Consider the following 21,298-nt stretch of genomic DNA (forward strand, 5'->3'; position numbering starts at 1 on the left):
GCGGATCAGGGAGAAACCGGCGCGGAGATCCTTGCTACAGAGCGATCGAGAAGACCTAGAGCCGAACGGTCGCCCGCGCCGGGCTCTCGGCACCTAAGGTGCCAGAGTCGCAAGAGATAAGAGCCGAGCCATGCTCGGCTGCATTCATGGGTAGCACGCGAACCGCAGCCGAGCATGGCTCGGCTCCACCAAAGCGGGGTGGGTTACAGGACTTCCAGCACCGTTTCCGGTGGGCGGCACAGCCGGGTGCCCTTGGGCGTGCGCACCACGGGGCGGTTGATCAGCCGCGGGTGCTCGGCCATCGCCGCCAGCAGGCTGGCATCGTCAGCATCTTGCAGACCGAGTTCGGCGAACTGCGCTTCCTTGCTGCGCACCAGGTCACGCGCGCTCAATCCGGATTCGGCCAGCACCTGACGCAGCGTGGCCACGTCAGGTGGGTCGCCCAGGTACTCGATCACTTCCGGCTCGAAGCCGGCATCGCGGATCAGCTTCAGTGCGCCGCGCGAATTGCTGCAGGCCGGGTTGTGCCAGATCGTCACGACCATCAGAACCACTCCAGCAGGGACACGCCCACGCCCACGTAGGTGGCCTTGTGGTTGTAGTCGATCAGGCTCTCGCCATAGCCATCGAAGACCTGCACATGGCCGCGCAGCAGATTGCTGATCGGGAAGCCGTAATCCAGCTGCAGGGCGCCGTGCGAACGGCTGCCGGTGCGCAGCGAATGGCGCGCCATCAGCGAGACTTCATGGCCGTTGCGGTTCCAGGTCAGGGTCGCGTCGCCGCGGCCCATGTAGTCCTCGATGTCCGGGTTGTTGTCGTCGCTGCGGGTCTCGGGAATGCGGTACCACGGCCGCAGCACCAGCGCCCAGTTCTCGCGGTCCAGGCCGATGTTGAGCATCACCCGGTTCCAGCTGCGCGACAGCGGGTCGGCACGACCGTTGGACTGGTGGTTCAGCGCGATGCCGGTCATGCGCCCACGCCAGCCACCGATCGAGTAACCGTTGCGGAACACCATCATCACTTCCGGCTCGTAATTGGTTTCGCGGAACGGGCGCGAATCCTCGCCGTTGTAGGCCTGCCAACGCGAGCTCTGGGTGTAGCCGGCCCAGATGTCGCCGTTGTCGCCGAACAGGTTCTCGGCGATCTTGGTCTTGAAGCTGATCTGGAACTTCAGCTCGGCACTGTCCAGTACCTGCGGCGTGGTGACCGTGTTGGCCGGGTTTGGCGAATGCGGCGTGGTGTTGCGGTCGCTTGTCCAGAACGCGGGCAGCAGGTACACCGGCTTGTACGCACGCAGCTGGAACGGCCCCAGCTTGGAGTCTTCGGCCAGTTCCCAGCGGCTGTCCAGCAGCGAACCTCGGCCGGCATTGGCCAGCGCGCTGTCCGGCGCAGAGGGGCGGAACAGGTCGCTGACCCGTTCGCGCAGCTTCTCTTCGCCCTGGCTTACGCGTGCGGTCTGGCGCTCTTCGCGACGGGCCTGCGCGGCCGCCTCGGCAGCGGCGTCGGCAGCGGCCGTGGCCTGCGGGGTGTGCGCGAACAGGCGGTCATAACAGGCCAGGCGCGCAGCGTCGGTGGTAATGGCGGCGCAAGCCGCCGGCGAGGTATCGGTGCCGGGAACGAATTCCTGCGCGGCCAGCGGAGCACTGGCCAGGGCCAGCGCCAACGGCGCAAGGCGGGGAAGCAGCGGGGGGAGGGTCATTCCAGCAGGCCCTTCGGTGAATACGGGGATCGCACAGTGTGGCGGCTGCACCGGATCACGGCCAGCCCCCGCTGTTTATGCACGGCCACGACGTGCGCAGGGCGTGAAGACGGAGGTGTCACAGGAACCAGGCGAAGGCGAACAGGCCCAGCATGGCGATCACCACGGCCAGTTTCAGCGCCAGGCCGAGCAGGATGCCGAGCCAGGTGGCCAGCCCGACCTTGGTTGAGCGGCCCAGTTCGCGGGTGTGCCAGTACTCGCCCAGCAGGGCGCCGATCAACGGCCCGGCGAACAGGCCGATCGGCATGAAGAACAGGCCGACGATGCTGCCGACGAAGGTGCCCCACAACGCCTTGCGGCTGGCGCCCACCCGCTGCGCGCCGACCACAGTGGCCAGCACGTCGGCCAGCAGCGACAGCACGGTCAGTACGCCCAGTGCGACGAGCGTGGGCCAGCCGACGTGCGCGAAGCCGTCGGCCCAGGCCGCCAGCAGCAGTCCGATGAAGACCAGCGGGATCCCGGGGAGGGCCGGAAGGATGATCCCGGCGATGCCGACGAGGACAAAAATGACCGCTAGCAGATATAAGATGAATGAGAGTCCCATGCTGTCCCGTATGGTCGCCGTTTTGGGGTTGACAGTGAAAGATTTTGCCAGTTGCTTTTTCGTTTTGGGCGGGTTAAGTTGCAGTCGCTGAGCTTGGCAAGGTCACCGTGGATCGTGGCCTGATGAAGCAAGATCTTTCCGATCCGCTGCATCGATGCACCTCGCTTCCCCCTTGCTTGTCAGCCGCCCACCAGGCGTTTCCAACAACAAGAGAGAGTCAAAGGGAGTTAGTGAGATGGCTGATCGCGAGACCGGTACCGTAAAGTGGTTCAATGATGCGAAGGGCTTCGGCTTCATCAGCCGACAGAATGGCGAGGACGTGTTCGTGCACTTCCGTGCCATCGAGACCCAGGGCTTCAAGAGCCTCAAGGAAGGCCAGGCCGTTACCTTCGAAGTCGTGCAGGGCCAGAAGGGCCTGCAGGCTGACAAGGTCCAGCCGGCGTAATACCTGCCGCACTCCGGCATGAAAAAGGCCCGCGCAAGCGGGCCTTTTTCTTTGCTGTCGGCCCGCCGCAGGTCAGCGCAGAATGACCCGCCCATTGACCACGCGCACGTAGGTGTTTTCGCGGATGCCGCCGAGGTCGCGCTGGTTGACCACGATGGTGCGGCCATCGTCCATGCGCACGCTGATGTCGTAGGTATCGCTGGTCACGTTCTTCTGGATCTGGTTGCCGGCCAGGGCGCCACCGACCGCGCCTGCAGCGGCAGCGATGTTCTTGTTGCCGCGGCTGCCGCCGGTGTGGTCGGAGATCTCGTGGCCGGCCACGGCGCCGACGATGCCGCCGAGGATCGCGCCGGTGGCGCTGGGCGCCGTGCGGCCGGACTGCACGGTGTTGATGCGGGTGACGATGCCGCAGTCGGCGCAGCGGCCCTGGTTGTAACCACCATTGTTGCCGTAGCCGCCATTGTTGTAGCCGTTGTTGTAACCACCGCCACCGTAGCCGCCGGGGGTGGCACAGCCGGCCAGGGCGAGGGTTGCGATGGCGCTGGCAGCGATGAGCTGGATCTTCATGGGGCTTCTCCTGGCCGTGAAGGCGGGTGCGTTGGGTGGTACTGCGTCATGCAGCAGAGTGGACGAATCCTCTCCTTTCGAACGTGAACAACGCGCCAACCATGCGTGTCCTGGCCGGCTGCAGGATGAATGCGTGTCAGCGGTAGTCCTGGTGGCAGGCACGGCAGTCCGCCTGCAGTGTTTCCACCACTTTGGCCAAGGTGGTGCAGTCGCTGGGCGGCGCAGCCAGCGCGCTGTTGAGGTTGCCGCGCAATTGGCTGGCATGCTGCTGGAACTGCGCACTGTCCTTCAGCCCGGGAAAGGCCAGGTCCAGATCGTTGGACAACAGGCGGATGGCCTGCAGCCGCGGAACGCCGTCGACAAGGCTGCAGCGGTTCTGCTGCTGGGCCTGCTGCAACATCTGCGACTGCCGTTGCATCACCTGCATGAGGCTGTCCGGGAACGGGTCACGGCGGGCCTGCAGGGCACGTCCCACCATCACCGTGGCAATCAGCCCGATCAGCAGGCCCAGGCACAGCACGAACAGGTAGCGATAGGCAGTGGACGGGCGGCGGTGGGACGGGCTGGCGTTCATGGCGGGCTCTCCGGGCGTGCAACGGTGGGTTCGATGCCAGCGCGCTGTAGGCACCGGCGCCTGCACGTTAAAATAGCCCGATGAACGAACAGGTCAAACAACGCTTTGCCGGCATCGAACGGCTGTATGGCGTGGGCGCGCTCGAGCGCCTGCAGGGCAGCCGCGTGGCAGTGGTGGGGATGGGCGGGGTCGGCTCGTGGGTGGTGGAGGCGCTGGCGCGTTCAGCGGTCGGCCACCTGACCCTGATCGACGCCGATGATATCTGCGTGTCCAACACCAACCGGCAGCTGCCGGCGATGGAAGGCAACTATGGGCGCAACAAGGCCGAGGCGATGGCCGAGCGTTGCCGCGCGATCAATCCGGAGATCGAGGTCGATGCGGTGCAGGCGTTCCTGACCGTGTCCAACATGGCCGAACTGCTGGACCGTGGTTTCGATCTGGTGATCGATGCCTGCGACAGCTTCCGGGTCAAGGTCGAGACGATCGCCTGGTGCCGCCGCCGCAAGCTGCCGCTGTTGACTGTCGGTGCCGCCGGTGGCCGTACTGATCCGACCCTGGTGCGCATCCGCGACGTCTCGCGCACCGAGCACGACGCCATGCTGGCGCTGATCCGCAAGAAGCTGCGCAGCGAGTTCAACTTCCCGAAGAATGCCAAGCGCTACTTCGGCGTGCCGGCGGTGTACTCGCTGGAGAACGTGAAGTACCCGCAGGCCGACGGCAGTGTCTGTGGCCTCCGCCCGAACCTGGGGGCCGATGCGGCACTGAAGCTCGATTGCGGCGCCGGCCTGGGCGCAGCCACCCATATCACCGGCGCGTTCGCCTTCGCCGCTGTCGGCAAGGCGTTGGAGATGCTGCTGGAGCCGAAGAAGGTGAAGGCTGAAGTGGTCGAGGATCACGCTGACGCGTGATCGGTAGCGCCGGGCCATGCCCGGCGTAGGGTCCACCGCGGTCGTTACAGCGTGCCGACCAAGGTTGGCACCTACCGTCACATCGTGGGCAGGTTGAACAACCGCCGCGCATTTTCCGTCGTGGCCTGCGTCAGCGCATCCAGCTCGATTCCGCGCAACGCCGCCACATGGCGGGCGATGATTGCCAGTCGTGCGGGTTCGTTGCGCTGGCCGCGGATGCCGGCGTCGGGCTGGTCCGGGGCGTCGGTCTCCAGCAGCAGTTGTTCCAGCGGCATCTCCCGCACCAGTCGCTGCAGTCGCTGCGCGCGCTCGTAGGTCAGCGGTCCGCCCAGGCCCAGCAGGAATCCATGCCTGTGCAGCTGTGCGGCCTGTTCGGGGCTGCCGGAGAAGCTGTGCACCACGCCGCGCAGGCCGCCGATGCGACGGATCGCGGCGATCACCGCATCCACCGCGCGCCGCGCATGCACGATCACCGGCAGCTCGAACTCACGGGCAAGTTCCAGCTGGCCGATGAAGTACGCCTGCTGCGTCTCTGCATCCAGGCCTTCGACAAAGAAATCCAGGCCGCATTCGCCGATCGCGCAGGGGCGTTCCCGCTCGATCCACTCGCGCAGCTCGGACAGGTGCCCGGGGCGGTGCTCGGCCAGGAACATCGGATGCAGGCCGTAGGCCGGATACAGCCCCGGGGCCAGCTGGCAGACCTCGCGCAGCTTCGGCCAGCTGGCCGCGGTCACCGCCGGCACCACCTGCTGGTGCACGCCAGCTGCCTGTGCGCGCTCGACCACGGCGGCGCGGTCGCGGTCGAACTCGCTGGCGTCCAGGTGGCAGTGGCTGTCGACCAGCAGGCTCAACGCTGTTCCAGCGACGGGGGCGCCGTGGAGGCGTTGCGGCTCTTCCAGTTGGCCAGCAGCAGGGTGCCGAAGCCCAGTACCAGCTCATCGATGAACGGAATCGGGTCCGGAACGAACAGGGTCAGCACGAACAACCCGGCGGTCAGCTTGAACAGGGTGGGGTAGCGCAGCCGGCGCCCCCATTGCAGTACCGGCAGCAGCATCGGGTTGGCCATGGCGGGGTCCTTGTGGGGAATATGCAAACGCTACCACGGGCCCAGCATTTCCCGATGCTGAATGGGTTACGGGAATGAGCAGGAAATGTGGAGATTCCGTTCAGGCAGCGCATGCTGCAATCTGGCCTGAGAACGTTGCGGACGGTCCGCAAGGAGCAGGTCATGAAAAGCACAACTACAACTGTCCTGGTCGCAGCGGGCGCGCTGCTGGTCGGTGGTATCGCAACCGCCGCCTTCATGAAGAGTGGCGACAAGTCGCCTGAGCAGCTCAGCGCCGGAAACCCGAGTGAATCGCGCTTGGTCGATGGCAACGCCGCTGACGATGGCGCGCGTGCTGACACGCTCGACCCGTCCGCGCCGCGCGGCCTGGAGTACGCCGACGTGCTGAAGGTCGACCCGATCACCGAGAAGCAGAAGGCCTATGCCACTGTGATTGGTACCGATGCGGTGCGTGAGACCTCCACCACACAGACCCCGCATGAAGTCTGCCAGGACGTGACGGTGCAGGAGCGCCTGCCGGAGCGTGATGGCAACGTCGGTGGCACCGTGGTCGGCGCCGTGGTCGGTGGCCTGCTCGGCAACCAGGTTGGTGGTGGCAACGGCAAGAAGGCCGCGACCGCTGCCGGCGCGGTGGCCGGTGGCTTCATCGGCAACCAGATCGACAAGCGCCACGTGGGTGGCCGCGTGGTCAACCGCACCGAGCGCCAGTGCCACACCGAGACCGCAACGTCCGAGTCGAGCCGCGTCACCGGCTACAACGTGACCTACCGCAACGAGGACGGCACCACCGGCACCATGCGCATGGCCAGCAAGCCGGGCAACCGCATCGCCATGGGCACCAACGATGTGGTCAAGGGTTACAACGTGACCTATCGCTATGACGGTGCCGAGAAGACCGTGCGCCTGGACAACAAGCCGGCCAGCGATCGCCTGCCGGTGGTCGATGGCCAGCTGGTCACGCAGACCGCGGCTGCCGGCGCTACCGCCGCGACCCGCCAGTAATCCATCCGCACCACGCAGTACCTGACGGGCCGGCATATGCCGGCCCGTTTCGTTGGGGACGCCGATGTTCATCCGCGCTGGATGTGGGTCTACCATCATGGGCCTTCCCATCACTGCGATATGGAATCGGCATGAGCATCTTCGACCTGCGCCTGGAAACCGAGCGCCTGATCCTGCGTCCACCGCAGCGTGACGACTATGAGCAGTACCTGGCCTTCTGCGCCGACGAAGAGGTGATGCGCACGCTCGGAGGTGTGCAGCCGCCCTCGGTCGCGTGGCGGGGCTTCTGCAGCCTGGCGGGTGCCTGGCAGCTGTTCGGTTTCTCGATGTTCAGCGTGATCGAAAAGTCCAGCGGCGAGTGGGTCGGCCGGATGGGACCGTGGCAGCCGCAGGACTGGCCGGGCACCGAGGTCGGCTGGAGCATCCGTCGTGCCAGCTGGGGCAAGGGCTATGCCCCGGAAGCTGCCACCGCCGCGATCGACTGGGCCTTCGACACGCTGGGTTGGGATGAGGTGGTCCACACCATTGCCGAGGACAACGAGAACTCCCGCGTGGTCGCGCGCAAGCTGGGCAGCACGCTGCTGCGCATGGGCGAGCTGCCGCCGCCGTACAACGACAAGCCGATGCAGATCTGGGGGCAGTCGCGCGAGCAGTGGCGGCAGCGGGCACGCTGAGCGTTGCCCGGTAGTGCCGGCCGCTGGCCGGCAACCTCTTGGCAGGATTCGTGCGATTGTCGGCCAGCGGCACTACAAGGGTGCCATGCTGCACCCGCGCTTGGCATTCACCGGTGCGCTTGCCAGACTGCCGGCAGCCGGCCGCCGGCCGGATTCGATGGAGCAGGCAATGCTGGAAGAGCGCATCCCGCTGACGGTGCATGGCATGTCGGTCTCGGGTAACTGCCACAAGGTCCGCCTGCTGCTGGAGCAGCTCGGCAGCCGTTACCGCTGGGTGGAAGTGGACAGCGCCCATGGCCAGACCCACACCGCTGAATTCCTCGCGCTGAATCCGAATGCCAAGGTGCCGCTGATCGTCCGCGACGACGGCCGCGTGCTGACTGAATCCAATGCGATCCTGTTCTGGCTGGCCGAAGGCACGCCGTACCTGCCCAGCGACGGCTGGGAGCGTGCGCAGGCGTTGAGCTGGATGTTCTTCGAGCAGTACACGCACGAGCCCTGCGTGGCAGTGGCGCGCTTCATCCGTGGCTGGACCGCACCGGATTCACCGCGGCGCGCTGAACTGCCGCGCCTGCACGAGCGCGCCGCCAACGCGTTGGCGGTGATGGAGCAGCACCTGCGGCAGGCGCAGTGGTTCACCGGCAGCGGATACGGCATTGCCGACATCGCCCTGTTCGCCTACACCGATGTGGCGGGCGAGGGTGGCATTGCGCTGGATCTCTTCCCGGAGGTGCGCGGCTGGCTGCAGCGCGTGCGCGCGCAACCGCGCTTCCTGCCGATGCCGGCAGTGACCGCCGAGGTCCGTGCGCGCTTCGAGGCCGCGTGACTCTCACCAAGGTGACCCCCACAGGGTAGCGCCGGGCCGTGCCCGGCGGAATGCAACAACGACACGGAGGGTGTTCGATGTTCGCTGTGGTTCCAGATCCGATTCCCGCACGCATGCGCGTGCTCAACCGCGCCGAAGTGTGCGATGTCAATTTCCTCGATGCAGTGCGGGGCTGGCGCGGGACTCCACGCCCGCGACCGGCCCCGGACGCGCCGATCCTGCCGGGCAGCACGCTTACCGCCGCTGCCTTCGACGACCTGTTCGATTCGCAGCTGGCCAGTCGCCAGCTGGACCTGATGGCGCGCGTGCTGCGCGTGCAGAACAAGGTCTTCTACACCATCGGCTCTTCCGGTCACGAGGGCAATGCGCTGCTGGCGCGGGCCTGCCGGCATACCGATCCAGCGTTCCTGCACTACCGCTCCGGCGCGTTCATGGCCGAGCGTTCGCGCCAGGTTCCGGGCATCGACCCGCTGCGCGACGCTGCGCTGTCGTTCGCTGCCAGTGCCGATGATCCGGCCAGCGGGGGGCGCCACAAGGTGTGGGGCAGCAAGCCGTTGTGGGTGCTGCCGCAGACCTCGACGATTGCGTCGCACCTGCCGAAGGCGCTGGGTACCGCGCTGGCCATCGAGAGTGGCAAGCGGCTGGGGCAGGCGCTGCCGATTCCCACCGACAGCATCGTGCTGTGCTCGTTCGGCGATGCCTCGTCCAACCATGCCACCGCGCAGACCGCTTTCAATACCGCAATGTGGTCGGCCTACCAGAAACTGCCGGCACCAATCCTGTTCGTCTGCGAGGACAACGGCCTGGGCATCTCGGTAAAGACGCCCGAAGGGTGGATCGCCGAGCGTTTCAGCCGTCAGCCGGGGTTGGACTATTTCTTCGCCGATGGCCTGGATCTGGCGGTTGGCCACGCCCAGGTACAGGCCGCAGTGGAGCACTGCCGGCGCACGCGGCGGCCTACCTTCCTGCACCTGCGCACCACGCGCCTGATGGGTCATGCCGGTACCGACTTCGAAGTGGAATGGCGCGCGTTGCCGGAGCTGTGTGCGGCCGAGGCGCAGGATCCCTTGCTGCGCTCGGCGCAGATCGCACTGGAATCAGGCTGGATGGATGCGGCGGCGATCGAGGTTGCCTACGAGACGATGCGCGCGCGCTGCATGGCCGCTGCTGCAGAGACTGAAGGCCGCCCGACGCTGCAGTCGCTGCAGGAAGTGATGGCGCCGCTGGCGCCGTACACGCCAGCGGCGGTGCAGGCCGAAGCACGGCGCGAGGTGCCCGCCGAGACGCGCGAAGCGCTGTATGGCGGTGCGGAGGCCCTGCCTGAGCGGCAGGCACCACGGCACCTCGCCATCCAGATCAACCACGGCCTGCAGGAACTGCTGGCGAAGTATCCGCAGAGCCTGTTGTTCGGCGAGGACGTCGCGCAGAAGGGCGGTGTCTACACCGTCACCAAGGATCTGCTGCGCCGCTTCGGCCCACGCCGGGTGTTCAACACCCTGCTGGACGAAACCATGATCCTGGGCATGGCGCAGGGCCTGGCCAACATGGGCATGCTGCCGATTCCGGAAATCCAGTACCTGGCGTACCTGCACAACGCCATCGACCAGCTGCGTGGTGAAGCCTGTTCGCTGCAGTTCTTCTCCAATGACCAGTACCGCAATCCGATGCTGGTGCGCGTGGCCGGGCTGGGCTACCAGAGGGGCTTCGGCGGCCACTTCCACAACGACAATTCGATCACTGCGCTGCGCGACATCCCTGGCCTGGTGGTCGGCTGCCCCTCGCGTGGCGACGATGCGGTGATGATGCTGCGTACGCTGGCAGCGCTGGCGCGGGTGGATGGCCGGGTGGCGGTATTCCTGGAGCCGATCGCTCTGTACATGAGCAAGGATCTGCACGAACCGGGCGATGGCCAGTGGCTGTTCGACTACCCCGCGCCCGGCCAGGCGCTGGTGCCGGGCGAGGGCCGGGTCTACGCGCCGGACGCCGGCGACCTGGTGGTCTACACCTATGGCAACGGCGTGCCGATGGCGCTGCGTGCGGCACGGGCAATCGAGCAGCAGCTGGGTTGGCAGGTGCGGGTGGTCGACCTGCGCTGGCTGGTGCCGCTGGATGCCGGCTTCATCGCCGCACAGGCCACCAGCGCCCGGCGCGTGCTGGTGCTGGACGAGGGCCGCCACAGCGGCGGGGTGGGCGAGGGCGTGGTCACCGCACTGGTCGAGGCCGGCTTCGGCCACCTGCCGCTGCGCCGGGTCTGCGGTGCCGATACCTATACGCCGCTGGCGGGGGCAGCAATGTTCGGGCTTCCAAGCGACAATGCAGTGATTGGCGCCGCCCTTGAACTGGCGCAGGAACCCTGATGCATGTGTGGATTGGCGGGAATGTTGTTGCCGGCGCCGGTGGCGTCGGCCGAGGTGCTGCAGGCGCAGGTCCTGGCCATGGGCGAGGCGCTGCACCACCGCGGGCCGGATGATGGTGGCTGCTGGGTCGATGCCGGGGCCGGCATCGCGCTGGCGCACCGCCGCCTGAGCATCCTCGACCTGTCCCCGCTGGGCCATCAGCCGATGGCCTCGGCTGATGGTCGCTATGTGATGGCCTACAACGGCGAGGTCTACAACTTCGCCGCGCTGCGCGCCGAGCTGGAACCGCTGGGGCACCAGTTCCGCGGCCATTCCGATACCGAGGTGCTGCTGGCAGCGATCCTGCAATGGGGCATGGAAGACACCCTGCAGCGCTGCAACGGCATGTTTGCCATCGCCCTGTGGGACCGCCAGGAGCAGTGCTTGTGGCTGGCCCGCGACCGTGTCGGCAAGAAGCCGCTGTACTACGGTTGGGCCGGTGACACGCTGGTGTTCGGTTCCGAGTTGAAGGCGCTGTGGCAGCACCCGGCCTTCGACAACGACATCGACCGCGACGCACTGACCCTGCTGTTGCGGCTGGACTACATCCCGGCGCCGCACAGCATCCATCAGCGCTGCTACAAGCTGATGCCGGGCCGCGTGCTGCGCCTGGATGCGGCCACCGTGGCCGCCGGTGCGGCCGCGCATCGCCCGGAGCAGGCGCAGCGCCCATTCTGGGATGCGCGTGCACGCATGCAGGCAGCGCTTGCCGCTCCGTTCCAGGGCCGCATCGAAGAGGCCGAGGAACAGCTGGACGCGCTGCTGCGCGATGCAGTTGCGCTGCGCATGGTGGCCGATGTGCCAGTGGGCGTGTTCCTGTCCGGCGGCACCGATTCCTCGCTGGTGGCAGCACTCATGCAGGCACAGAGCGGGCAGCCGGTGCACAGCTTCAGCATCGGCTTCACCGGCTCCGGCCACGACGAGGCGCCGTTGGCCAAGGAGCTGGCTGCGCATCTGGGCTGCGACCACACCGAACTCTACGTCAGTGGCGCCGATGCACTGGCGGTGGTGCCGCAGCTGCCGTCGATGTTCGATGAACCCTTCGCTGATGCTTCGCAGGTGCCGACCGCGCTGGTCGCCCGGTTGGCACGGCAGGGCGTGACCGTGGCGTTGTCCGGTGATGGTGGCGACGAATTGTTCTTCGGCTACACCCGCTACGTGCGTGCGCTGCGCAACTGGCAGATGCTGGGCCGTGTGCCGGGCCCGCTGCGGCGCTGGATGGGCGCACGCGCGCAGCAGCAGGGCGAGGCCTCGCGTACCGGTGGCCTGGCCGCGCTGCTGGCCGAGTCCGGCGCGCGTGGCATTGGCGATGTGTACCGCAACCGTATTTCGCGCTGGCGTGACCCGGCCGCTGCAGTACCGGGTGCGCAGGCGGCAGGCAGTTTCTACGATCTGGCCGACCCGCTGCATGGCGCCGGCACCCCGGCCGACGCGATGATGCTGGCCGATTATGTGACCTACCTTCCAGACGATCTGCTGTGCAAGGTCGACCGCACCTCGATGGCGGTCAGCCTGGAGGCGCGCGCGCCGCTGCTGGACTGGCGCGTGGCCGAGTTCGCCTGGTCATTGCCGCTGGGCTTCAAGCGCAGTGAAACCACCAGCAAGGTGCTGCTCAAGCGCGTGCTGGGCCGTTACGTGCCGCAGTCGATGGTGCACCGGCCCAAGCGCGGCTTCGGCGCACCGGTCAGCGACTGGTTGAAGGGCGACCTGCGGCCGTGGGCAGAGGATCTGTTGCAGCCGGCGCGGCTGGAGCGCGAGGGCGTGCTGTTGGCGGCGGCCGTGCAGCCCCTGTGGCAGCAGTTCCTCGGGGGCCAGCGCAAGTGGCATACCCACCTGTGGAACGTGCTGATGTTCCAGGCGTGGCAGGCGCATTGGCGGCAGGTGCGCGCGACCGTCACCGGCAGCTGATCTTCACCGGCCTGCACGGGCCCGGCGACTAGGCTGGGCCTCCCGCACCGTGAGGAGTCTGTCCCGATGTCCGTCCCCACCATCGCCGTGTTCGTTGGCAGCCTGCGCAAGGATTCCTGCAACCGCAAGCTGGCCCATGCGTTGGAGAAGATCGCCGGCGACCGCGCGCGCTTCCAGTACGTGCAGATCGGCGATCTGCCTCTGTACGACCAGGATTTTGATGCGCACTACCCGGCGCAGGGCACGCGCCTGAAAGACCAGGTGCGCGCCGCCACGGCAGTGCTGTTCGTGACCCCTGAATACAACCGCTCGGTCCCGGGCGTGTTGAAGAACGCCATCGACATCGGCTCCCGCCCGTATGGTGACAGCGCATTTGCTGGCAAGCCGGCGGCGGTGATCGGCGCGTCCATCGGCCAGATCGGTACCGCTGTGGCCCAGCAGCACCTGCGCAACAGCCTGGCGTTCCTGGACATGCACGTGCTCGGCCAGCCCGAGGCGTTCATCCATTTCAAGGAAGGCCTGATCGATGCCGACGGCACGATCCACAACGAGGGCACGCAGAAATTCCTGCAGGGCTACGTGGACCGCTTTCTGACGCTGATCGCGGTGCATACCAAGGGCGATTGAGACCGAGGGGGTCAGAGCCCTCTGCTTTGCAGAGGGATCCGACCCCACGTCCAGCTGGGCGGGCCGGAGCCCGCATGTTGCACGGGATCCGACCCCGGGGCGTGGATCTGCGATAATGCACGGCTCGGGCGCCGCAACGGCGTTCATCGCAGGCAGTGCGACGCCCCCATGCCAGTCTGGCCAGGCACCGGCGGATATCCCCCGTTTTTCCACGGCTTATCCACAAGTTTGTCCATGGCCGCCGGGGTCGGTGCATGCCTACACTCGTCTGGCCACTTTCGTAGGAAACACCGCAGCATGTCCGCCCGTTCCGGCTTCCGTTCCAACCGCAGAGAGCGCGGTGATGGCTTTGATCGTGATCGCGACGAGTCGCGCATCGATCAGTTGCGTGTGCCGCCGCATTCGGTGGAAGCCGAGCAGGCGGTGCTGGGTGGGCTGATGCTGGCGCCGGAGGCCTATGACCGGGTCAACGACCAGCTGACCGAGGTCGATTTCTATCGCCGCGACCACCAGATGATCTACCGTGCGATCCGCGAGCTGTCCGAACGTGAACGTCCGTTCGATGCGGTGACCCTGGGTGAGTGGTTCGAATCGCAGGGCAAGCTGGAACTGGTCGGCGATGGTGCCTATCTGATCGAGCTGGCCAGCACCACGCCGTCGGCGGCCAACATCGTGGCCTACGCCGAAATCGTGCGTGACAAGGCAGTGCTGCGGCAGCTGATCCAGGTCGGCACCGACATCGTCAACGATGGCTTCCAGCCCGAAGGTCGCGACAGCAGTGAGCTGCTGGCCTCGGCGGAAAAGAGCGTGTTCGCCATCGCCGAGCAGGGTGCGCGGGGCCGTACCGACTTCGTGGCCATGCCTGGCGCACTGAAGGATGCCTTCGAGGAACTGCGCAACCGCTTCGAGAACGGCGGCAACATCACCGGCCTGCCGACCGGTTACAACGACTTCGACGCGATGACCGCCGGCCTGCAGCCGACCGACCTGATCATCCTCGCTGCGCGCCCGGCCATGGGCAAGACCACCTTCGCGCTGAACATCGCCGAGTATGCGGCGATCAAGTCGAAGAAGGGCGTGGCCGTGTTCTCGATGGAAATGTCGGCCTCGCAGCTGGCGATGCGCCTGATTTCCTCCAACGGCCGCATCAACGCGCAGCGCCTGCGTACCGGCCAGCTGGAAGACGAAGACTGGAGCCGCGTCACCAGCGCGATCAAGATGCTGAAGGAAACCAAGATCTTCATCGATGACACGCCGGGCGTGTCGCCGGAAGTGCTGCGTTCCAAGTGCCGCCGCCTCAAGCGCGAACACGATCTGGGACTGATCGTGATCGACTACCTGCAGCTGATGAGCGTGCCGGGCAACAGCGAGAACCGCGCGACCGAAATCTCGGAAATCTCGCGTTCGCTGAAGGGCCTGGCCAAGGAGCTGCACGTACCGGTGATCGCGTTGTCCCAGCTCAACCGCTCGCTGGAAACGCGTACCGACAAGCGCCCGGTGATGGCCGACCTTCGCGAATCGGGCGCTATCGAGCAGGACGCGGACATGATCGTGTTCATCTACCGCGACGATTACTACAACAAGGAAAATTCGCCGGACAAGGGCCTGGCCGAGATCATCATCGGCAAGCACCGTGGTGGCCCGACCGGCTCGTGCAAGCTGAAGTTCTTCGGCGAGTACACCCGTTTCGACAACCTGGCCCACGATTCGGTCGGTTCGTTCGAGTAACGGACGTTCGCTGGGGCACGGATACAGGCCGGCCCCAGCACCATTCGGAACATCAACGTTCCGTATGTGGCGTGTAAATGACATGTAACGCGACGCTTCTACGATTCCGCCGCTGCTGCCCTTCGACGCCGCCCTTCGGCGTCCAGCGTGCCCAAGGAATCCGCCTCCATGCCGTCCCACGCTCCGCTCCGCCGCAATCTGCTGGCCCTGCTGGTCTGTGCTTCGCTCCCGTCTCTGGCCGCCGCTGAAACCGCCCCCGCCGCCGACGCGCAGTCGGCCACCACCCTCGATTCGGTCTCGGTGATCGGCCGCGGCGAAGCACGCCAGGTTCAGCGCGTCACTGCCGAAGACATGAAGGTGTTGCCGCCCGGTGCCAACCCGCTGAAGCTGCTGGCAACCAAGCCGGGCGTGCATTTCGAGTCGGCCGATGCCACCGGCGCCTACGAATGGTCGACCACCATCAGCCTGCGCGGCTTCAACCAGAACCGCCTCGGCTACACCCTCGATGGCATCCCGCTGGGCAACATGGCCTACGGCAACAGCAACGGCCTGCATATCAGCCGCGCGGTGATCAGCGAGAACCTGGGCGGTGCCGAGGTCTCCACCGGCATCGGTGCGCTGGGCACGCCGTCCACCAGTAACCTCGGCGGCGTGTTCCAGTTCTATTCGATCGATCCGTCCACCGAGTACGGGGTGGTGCTGGCACAGAGCTTCGGCAGCGACAGTGCGCGCCGCAGCTATGCGCGGCTGGATACCGGCGACCATCAAGGCTTTGCTGCCTACCTGTCAGGCGTCTATTCCGAAGGCGACAAGTGGAAGGGCAAGGGCTCGCAGGAGCTGAAGCAGTTCAACGGCAAGGCCACGTACAACTTCGGCGTGGACAGCAGGATCACCGCGCTGTTCAATGCGTCGCGCCGCGTCGAGGCCGACTACCAGGATCTGTCGCTGGAGATGATCGACCGCCTCGGCTGGGACTGGGACAACTACGCGCCGGACTGGGATCGCGCAGTCGCCGCCGCACGCGGCAAATTCAGCGGCGGCGTCAACAGCCCATGGGATGCGTACTACTCCGGCCACGGCCTGCGCAACGATGACCTGTCCAGCATTGCCGGCGATTTCGGCCTGAACGAGTCGATGCGGTTGAAGGTCAATGTCTACAACCACAGCAACCGTGGCCAGGGCCACTGGTTCAGCCCGTCCAATCCGTCCAACCCGGGCACCGGCCGCGAGATTCCAATCTCGATCCGCACCACCGAGTATGCGATCGATCGCACCGGCGTGACCTCGGCGTTCACCTGGAACGTCGGTGGCCACGAACTGGAGGCTGGCCTCTGGTACGAGGACAACGGCCACAGCGTGCAGCGCAACTTCTACTACATCGACGGCCCGATCACCGACGACTTCTTCCTGCGCAACCCGGACCAGCGCGTGTGGCACCAGCGCTACACCACCATCACCCGCCAGTTCTACGTGCAGGACCGCTTCCGCCTGTTCGATGATCGCCTGACCATCGACATCGGTGCGAAGTCGCCGCACACCCGTACCAGTGTGCGCACGCCACTGGGCAGCTACGCCAACAACAGCAGCCTGACCTCGAAGAAGGGGCTGCTGCCGCAGGCCGGCTTCAACTTCAAGCTCAACGAAGGCAATGAGATCTTCGGCTCGTTCGCCAAGAACATCGCCGCCTATGCACTGGGTGTCGGCAGTCCGTTCAACGTGCCGCAGGCGGCATTCGACAGCAGCGCGAAGAACCTGAAGCCGGAACAGTCGCGCACGATCGAGCTGGGTTGGCGTGGCTACGGCCGCGGCTATGAAGCCTCGGTGGCGGTGTACGACGTCAAGTTCGACAACCGTCTGCTGGCCATCGCGCAGTGCGTGGGCATCCTCGGTTGCCCGGCACTGTTCTCCAACGTCGGTTCGGTGACCAGCCGCGGCGCCGAGGCGACCCTGCAGCTGAAGCCGATGCAGGACCTCACCTGGTCCAACGCGCTGTCCTGGAATGACAGCACCTACGATAACGACTACGTGAACAACGGCGTGGTGCCGACCCGTGGCAAGAAGACCGTCGATACCCCGGAATGGATGTTCGCCAGCACTCTGGCCTGGACCCCGGGCCCGTGGGACATGCGCCTGGCCGCCAACCACGTCGGCAAGCGCTACGTGACCTACACCAATGACGTGTCGGTGCCGAGCTACTGGCTGGTGAACGCTTCGGTGGCCTATGACTTCGGCAAGCTGGGCCCGGCGCAGAACCTGACCGTGGCGCTGAACCTGACCAACCTGACCGACAAGCGTTATCTGTCCTCGATCAACACCAATGGCACCTACGCCGCTGACCCGACCCGCAGCCTGGCGACCATGCAGGTCGGCGCGCCGCGGCAGGTGATGGCCACCGCCACCGTGCATTTCTGATGCGCGGGCCTGTCGATCCGGAAAGCCGCCGTCGCCTGCTGCGCATGGCGTGGCAGGGCACGGGGGCGGCGATCGCGCTGGCGGCGATGCCGGGGCTGGCCACGGCCGGCCCTCGGCCGCGGCTGGGACGCGATCCGTTCACCCTGGGCGTCGCCGCCGGCGATCCGGATCCGCAGGGCGCGGTGCTGTGGACGCGGCTGGCCCCGGACCCGCTCAACGGTGGTGGCATGCCATCGCGGGCGGTGCCGGTGCGCTGGTTCGTGGCCGAAGACCCGGGCATGCGCCGGCTGGTGCAGCGGGGCGTTGCCGCGGCAGTGCCCGAGCTGGCCCATTCGGTGCACGTGGAGGTCAACGGCCTGCGCCCGGGCCGCGACTACTACTACCGCTTTGCCTGCGACGGCAACGAGGAAAGCGCGGTCGGCCACTTCCGCACCGCGCCGCCGCTGGACACGCCATTGCAGCAGCTGCGGCTGGCCCTGTGCACCTGCCAGGCCTGGAACAGCGGCTACTATCCGGTGCTGCGCGATATCGCCCAGAGCGATCTCGACCTGGTGCTGCATGCCGGTGACTACCTGTACGAGTACAGCCCGCTGCAGAACGCGCGCGGCCGCACGCTGGACGCCGAGCGTTTCAGTGGCGAGACGGTCAGCCTGGAGCGCTACCGCGACCAGTACGCGTTGTACAAGCTTGATCCGGATCTGCAGGCTGCGCACGCCGCGCATGCGTTCGCGGTGATCTGGGATGACCACGAGGTACAGAACGATTATTCCGGCATCCATCCGGAGAAGCCCGGGGTATCGACCGAAGACTTCATCGTGCGTCGTGCGGCCGCCTATCGCGCGTTCTACGAGCACCTGCCGATGCGCAGCACGCCTGCGGGCAATGGCGGCCTGCGCGTACATCGGCGGCTGCGCTACGGCGATCTGGCACAGCTGACCCTGCTCGATTGCCGCCAGTTCCGCCCGGCCAATCCCTGTGGCGTGGGCGAGTCGCCGCGCTGTGATGCTGCACTGGATCCGCGCATGAGCATGCTCGGCACGGGCCAGGAGGCGTGGTTCGCGCAGTCGATGGCCGCCGCGCAGGGCATGCGCTGGAACGTGGTGGTGCAGCAGCTGCTGATGGCACAGCTGCGGCTGGACGGTGGCACCCCGCGCGAGCGCTTCTGGAACGACGCCTGGGATGGCTATCCCGCCGCACGCAACCGGCTGCTGCAGGCGATGCAGGCAGGCGGGCAGGGCAATGCCATCGTGCTTGGCGGCGACTGGCATTCCACCTTCGTCAACGACCTGAAGCTGGATTTCGACGCGGCCAGTGCGCCGGTCGTCGCCACCGAATTCATCGCCCCGGCGATCAGCAGTGGCGGCGACGGCACACCGTATGGACCGTATTACGGGCCGTCGATACCGCAGAACCCGCATATCCGCTATTTCGACGGGGACCGCCGTGGCTGGTGGAAGCTGCAGCTGAACCGGCAGACCGTGGACGCCGAACTGCGCTTCGCCGACAGCGTGCTGCGCGCGGATGCGGCGGTACGCACAGCTGTGCGTTTCCAGGTGGCCCATGGCCGCCCGGGTGCAGTGCCAGTGTGATTCCGTTCGGTAGTGCCGGCCGCTGGCCGGCAACCTCATGAATCTCCGGTTTCCCCACCACTGCTTTCATCGCCCCCAGCCCGGGTTTCGTCGCAAACCGTTTGCACGCGGCCAGAGCAGGGCGCCAAGGTGTCCGCAGGCGGCAAGGTGCCGCCACAAGGAGACCGTGATGAAGACTCTGTTCGCGCTCGGTGTGTGGTGCCTGCTGTTCGTGCTGTGCTGGCCGCTGGCGATCCTCGCCCTGATCGCTTGGCCGTTCGTCTGGCTGCTGAGTCTGCCGTTCCGCCTGGTCGGCATCACCTTCTCGGCGCTGTTCGCGTTCCTGCGCGCGCTGTTCATGCTGCCGGCGCGCCTGCTCGGTGGCGGTCCGGTGGCCGCATGAGGACAGTGCTGCTGGTCGGTCTGGCCCTGTTGGCGGCCCCGGTACTGGCCGCACCTCCAGTGCCGCCCTCGGTGTGGCTGGAACGTCAGCAGACCGCCGCTGCCGATGAGGCGGATGCTGCGGCGGCCAAGGCGGTCAAACCCAAGGAGCACTGCCGGGTGGTGAAGGAATGGAAGGCGGGTGAAACCGTGGCCCAGCACCGGATCTGTGACGATCCGCCGAAGAAGCCGGCTGGAAAGGTGTAGCGCCGAGCCGATGCTCGGCTCTTTTCCCGGGATAGCCGAGCGTAGGCTTGGCTCTACATCATCAGCGCCAAGAAAAAACCCCGCCGAGGCGGGGTTTTTTCTTGGCTGGAGTGTGCCGAACAACGGTCGGCACCCAACTGGATGCAGATCAGTTCGCCTTGTGGATGGCGCGCTTGCTGACCGCCATCGCTGCGTCGTGGATCACTTCCGACAGCGACGGGTGGGCGTGGCAGATGCGGGCCAGGTCATCGGCCGAGCCGCTGAACTCCATGGTCAGCACGCCTTCGTGCACCAGCTCGGAGACGTTGGCGCCGACCAGGTGCATGCCGAGGATGCGATCGGTTTCGGCATGGGCCAGGATCTTCACGAAACCTGCCGGCTCGATCATCGCCACGGCACGGCCGTTGGCGGCGAACGGGAAGCTGCCGGCCTTGTACGGAATGCCTTCGGCCTTCAGCTGGGCTTCGGTCTTGCCGACCCATGCCAGTTCCGGCTCGGTGTAGATGACCCACGGGATGGTGTCGAAGTTGACGTGGCCCGGCAGGCCGGCGATCAGCTCAGCCACCGCGATGCCTTCCTCGAAGCCCTTGTGCGCCAGCATCGGGCCGCGCACGCAGTCACCCACTGCCCACACGCCGTTGACGCCGGTGTGGCAATGCGCATCGACTTCGATCTGGCCACGCTCGTTTACCTTGACGCCGGTGCCTTCGGCCAGCAGGCCCTTGGTGGCGGCGCGACGGCCGACGGCCACCAGCAGCTTGTCCACGGTCAGGGTCTTTTCGCCTTCGCTGTCGGTGTAGGTGACAACGACTTCCTTCTTCTTGCCCTTGCCGGTGATCTCGGTCTTGGAGACCTTGGCACCGAGGCGGATGTCCAGGCCCTGCTTCTTGAATTCCTTGGCAGCGGTCTTGGCCACTTCGGCGTCGGCCACGGCCAGGAACTCCGGCAGTGCTTCGAGGATGGTGACTTCAGCGCCCAGGCGCTTCCACACGCTGCCCAGTTCCAGGCCGATCACGCCGGCGCCGATTACGGCCAGGCGGTTCGGCACTTCGGTGAAGTCCAGGCCGCCGACGTTGTCGACGATGGTATCGCCGTCGAACTTGGCGAACGGCAGTTCGATCGAATCCGAACCGGCGGCGATGATGACGTTGGTGCCCTTCAGCTCGACTTCCGAGCCGTCGTGCTGCTTCACCTTGACCACGTTGCCCGGCTGCAGTTCACCGAAGCCGTAGTAGGTGGCGACCTTGTTGGCCTTGAACAGCATGGCGATGCCGCCGGTGAACTGCTTGACGATCTTGTCCTTGCGGCCAACCATCGCTTCGACGTCCATCTTGGCATCCTTGAAGCTGATGCCGTGGTCGCCAAAGATGTGGCCCATGTTCCAGAACTGGCGCGAGGAATCCAGCAGCGCCTTGGACGGGATGCAGCCCACGCGCAGGCAGGTGCCGCCCAGGGCCGGCTTGCCGTCCTTGCCCAGCGCTGCGTCGATGCAGGCGGTCTTCAGGCCCAGCTGTGCGGCGCGGATGGCAGCGTGGTAACCGGCCGGGCCGGCACCGATGACGACGACGTCGAATTGTTCAGCCATTGAATTATTCCTTGATGCATTACCAGAACCCCTCCGCGCAGGCGCGGAGGGGCGGGAGGTT

21 protein-coding genes are annotated in these 21,298 nt (G+C 66.4%); 13 read left to right on the forward strand and 8 right to left on the reverse strand.

All coding sequences use genetic code 11. The features are described from left to right. Positions 1–203: 203 nt before the first annotated feature. The 3 genes from arsC to DI041_RS19955 form a co-directional block, all read right to left on the reverse strand. Entirely contained in the window at positions 204–545 is a 342-nt protein-coding gene (gene arsC / locus DI041_RS19945; RefSeq protein WP_046984346.1) for an arsenate reductase (glutaredoxin), read from the reverse strand. Further along, a complete protein-coding gene (locus DI041_RS19950; RefSeq protein WP_046984345.1) occupies positions 545–1,699 on the reverse strand; it encodes a phospholipase A in 1,155 nt (384 codons plus the stop codon). Before DI041_RS19950 ends, arsC begins: the two co-directional genes overlap by 1 nt. A gap of 118 nt (positions 1,700–1,817) precedes the next feature. Continuing rightward, on the reverse strand, positions 1,818–2,303 hold the full coding sequence (locus DI041_RS19955; protein WP_010486801.1) for a DUF456 domain-containing protein: 486 nt from the start codon (positions 2,301–2,303) through the stop codon (positions 1,818–1,820). Positions 2,304–2,538: 235 nt separating this feature from the next. Between DI041_RS19955 and DI041_RS19960 the strand changes: the two genes are divergently transcribed. Next, positions 2,539–2,748, forward strand: coding sequence for a cold-shock protein (locus DI041_RS19960; protein WP_046984344.1), 210 nt, complete (start codon positions 2,539–2,541; stop codon positions 2,746–2,748). A gap of 72 nt (positions 2,749–2,820) precedes the next feature. Here the strand turns inward: DI041_RS19960 and DI041_RS19965 are convergent, their stop codons facing one another. Together DI041_RS19965 and DI041_RS19970 are read right to left on the reverse strand one after the other, a co-directional pair. Further along, positions 2,821–3,315, reverse strand: coding sequence for a glycine zipper 2TM domain-containing protein (locus tag DI041_RS19965; protein ID WP_046984343.1), 495 nt, complete (start codon positions 3,313–3,315; stop codon positions 2,821–2,823). Positions 3,316–3,451: 136 nt separating this feature from the next. Continuing rightward, the gene (locus DI041_RS19970) at positions 3,452–3,889 is read right to left on the reverse strand and encodes a cytochrome c (RefSeq protein WP_046984342.1); all 438 of its coding nucleotides are present in this window, start codon (positions 3,887–3,889) and stop codon (positions 3,452–3,454) included. A gap of 80 nt (positions 3,890–3,969) precedes the next feature. Here DI041_RS19970 and DI041_RS19975 point away from each other — a divergent pair, with 80 nt between their 5' ends. Beyond that, positions 3,970–4,797: a tRNA threonylcarbamoyladenosine dehydratase gene (locus DI041_RS19975; protein ID WP_046984341.1), complete on the forward strand. Its 828-nt coding sequence runs from the start codon at positions 3,970–3,972 to the stop codon at positions 4,795–4,797. 77 nt (positions 4,798–4,874) lie between these two features. On the opposite strand, the gene DI041_RS19980 is transcribed toward DI041_RS19975, so the two are convergent. Together DI041_RS19980 and DI041_RS19985 are read right to left on the reverse strand one after the other, a co-directional pair. After that, a complete protein-coding gene (locus DI041_RS19980; protein ID WP_046984340.1) occupies positions 4,875–5,648 on the reverse strand; it encodes a TatD family hydrolase in 774 nt (257 codons plus the stop codon). Beyond that, positions 5,645–5,863, reverse strand: coding sequence for a DUF6116 family protein (locus DI041_RS19985; protein WP_046984339.1), 219 nt, complete (start codon positions 5,861–5,863; stop codon positions 5,645–5,647). Before DI041_RS19985 ends, DI041_RS19980 begins: the two co-directional genes overlap by 4 nt. 162 nt (positions 5,864–6,025) lie before the next feature. Here DI041_RS19985 and DI041_RS19990 point away from each other — a divergent pair, with 162 nt between their 5' ends. The 11 genes from DI041_RS19990 (at position 6,026) to DI041_RS20040 (ending at position 19,652) form a co-directional block, all read left to right on the forward strand. Next, positions 6,026–6,865, forward strand: coding sequence for a glycine zipper 2TM domain-containing protein (locus DI041_RS19990; RefSeq protein WP_046984338.1), 840 nt, complete (start codon positions 6,026–6,028; stop codon positions 6,863–6,865). A 131-nt stretch (positions 6,866–6,996) separates the two neighbouring features. Continuing rightward, on the forward strand, positions 6,997–7,539 hold the full coding sequence (locus DI041_RS19995) for a GNAT family N-acetyltransferase (RefSeq protein ID WP_136639873.1): 543 nt from the start codon (positions 6,997–6,999) through the stop codon (positions 7,537–7,539). Between the two features lie 169 nt (positions 7,540–7,708). Then, positions 7,709–8,365, forward strand: a complete 657-nt coding sequence (locus DI041_RS20000) for a glutathione S-transferase family protein (RefSeq protein WP_046984383.1) — start codon at positions 7,709–7,711, stop codon at positions 8,363–8,365. Positions 8,366–8,442: 77 nt separating this feature from the next. Next, positions 8,443–10,722, forward strand: coding sequence for a transketolase C-terminal domain-containing protein (locus DI041_RS20005; RefSeq protein ID WP_046984336.1), 2,280 nt, complete (start codon positions 8,443–8,445; stop codon positions 10,720–10,722). A 3-nt stretch (positions 10,723–10,725) separates the two neighbouring features. After that, positions 10,726–12,669 carry an asparagine synthase (glutamine-hydrolyzing) gene (asnB, locus tag DI041_RS20010; protein ID WP_136639874.1) on the forward strand — a complete coding sequence of 648 codons (1,944 nt, stop codon included), beginning with the start codon at positions 10,726–10,728 and terminating at the stop codon, positions 12,667–12,669. Between the two features lie 66 nt (positions 12,670–12,735). Further along, positions 12,736–13,296, forward strand: a complete 561-nt coding sequence (locus DI041_RS20015; protein ID WP_046984334.1) for an NADPH-dependent FMN reductase — start codon at positions 12,736–12,738, stop codon at positions 13,294–13,296. 297 nt (positions 13,297–13,593) lie between these two features. Beyond that, positions 13,594–15,024, forward strand: a complete 1,431-nt coding sequence (locus DI041_RS20020) for a replicative DNA helicase (RefSeq protein WP_046984333.1) — start codon at positions 13,594–13,596, stop codon at positions 15,022–15,024. A 168-nt stretch (positions 15,025–15,192) separates the two neighbouring features. After that, positions 15,193–17,436, forward strand: coding sequence for a TonB-dependent receptor family protein (locus tag DI041_RS20025; protein ID WP_136639875.1), 2,244 nt, complete (start codon positions 15,193–15,195; stop codon positions 17,434–17,436). Further along, on the forward strand, positions 17,436–19,025 hold the full coding sequence (locus DI041_RS20030; RefSeq protein ID WP_136639876.1) for an alkaline phosphatase D family protein: 1,590 nt from the start codon (positions 17,436–17,438) through the stop codon (positions 19,023–19,025). The genes DI041_RS20025 and DI041_RS20030 overlap by 1 nt, the downstream gene beginning before the upstream one ends. 169 nt (positions 19,026–19,194) lie before the next feature. Next, complete coding sequence (locus DI041_RS20035) at positions 19,195–19,407, forward strand: hypothetical protein (RefSeq protein WP_005410275.1); 213 nt, start codon at positions 19,195–19,197, stop codon at positions 19,405–19,407. Further along, positions 19,404–19,652 carry a hypothetical protein gene (locus DI041_RS20040; RefSeq protein WP_046989053.1) on the forward strand — a complete coding sequence of 83 codons (249 nt, stop codon included), beginning with the start codon at positions 19,404–19,406 and terminating at the stop codon, positions 19,650–19,652. The genes DI041_RS20035 and DI041_RS20040 overlap by 4 nt, the downstream gene beginning before the upstream one ends. A 148-nt stretch (positions 19,653–19,800) precedes the next feature. On the opposite strand, the gene lpdA is transcribed toward DI041_RS20040, so the two are convergent. After that, positions 19,801–21,237, reverse strand: coding sequence for a dihydrolipoyl dehydrogenase (gene lpdA / locus DI041_RS20045; RefSeq protein ID WP_136639877.1), 1,437 nt, complete (start codon positions 21,235–21,237; stop codon positions 19,801–19,803). Positions 21,238–21,298: the final 61 nt, after the last annotated feature.

Origin of the sequence: Stenotrophomonas maltophilia, from assembly GCF_004920835.1 — a bacterium.
In the GTDB taxonomy this organism is placed as follows: domain Bacteria; phylum Pseudomonadota; class Gammaproteobacteria; order Xanthomonadales; family Xanthomonadaceae; genus Stenotrophomonas; species Stenotrophomonas maltophilia_AQ.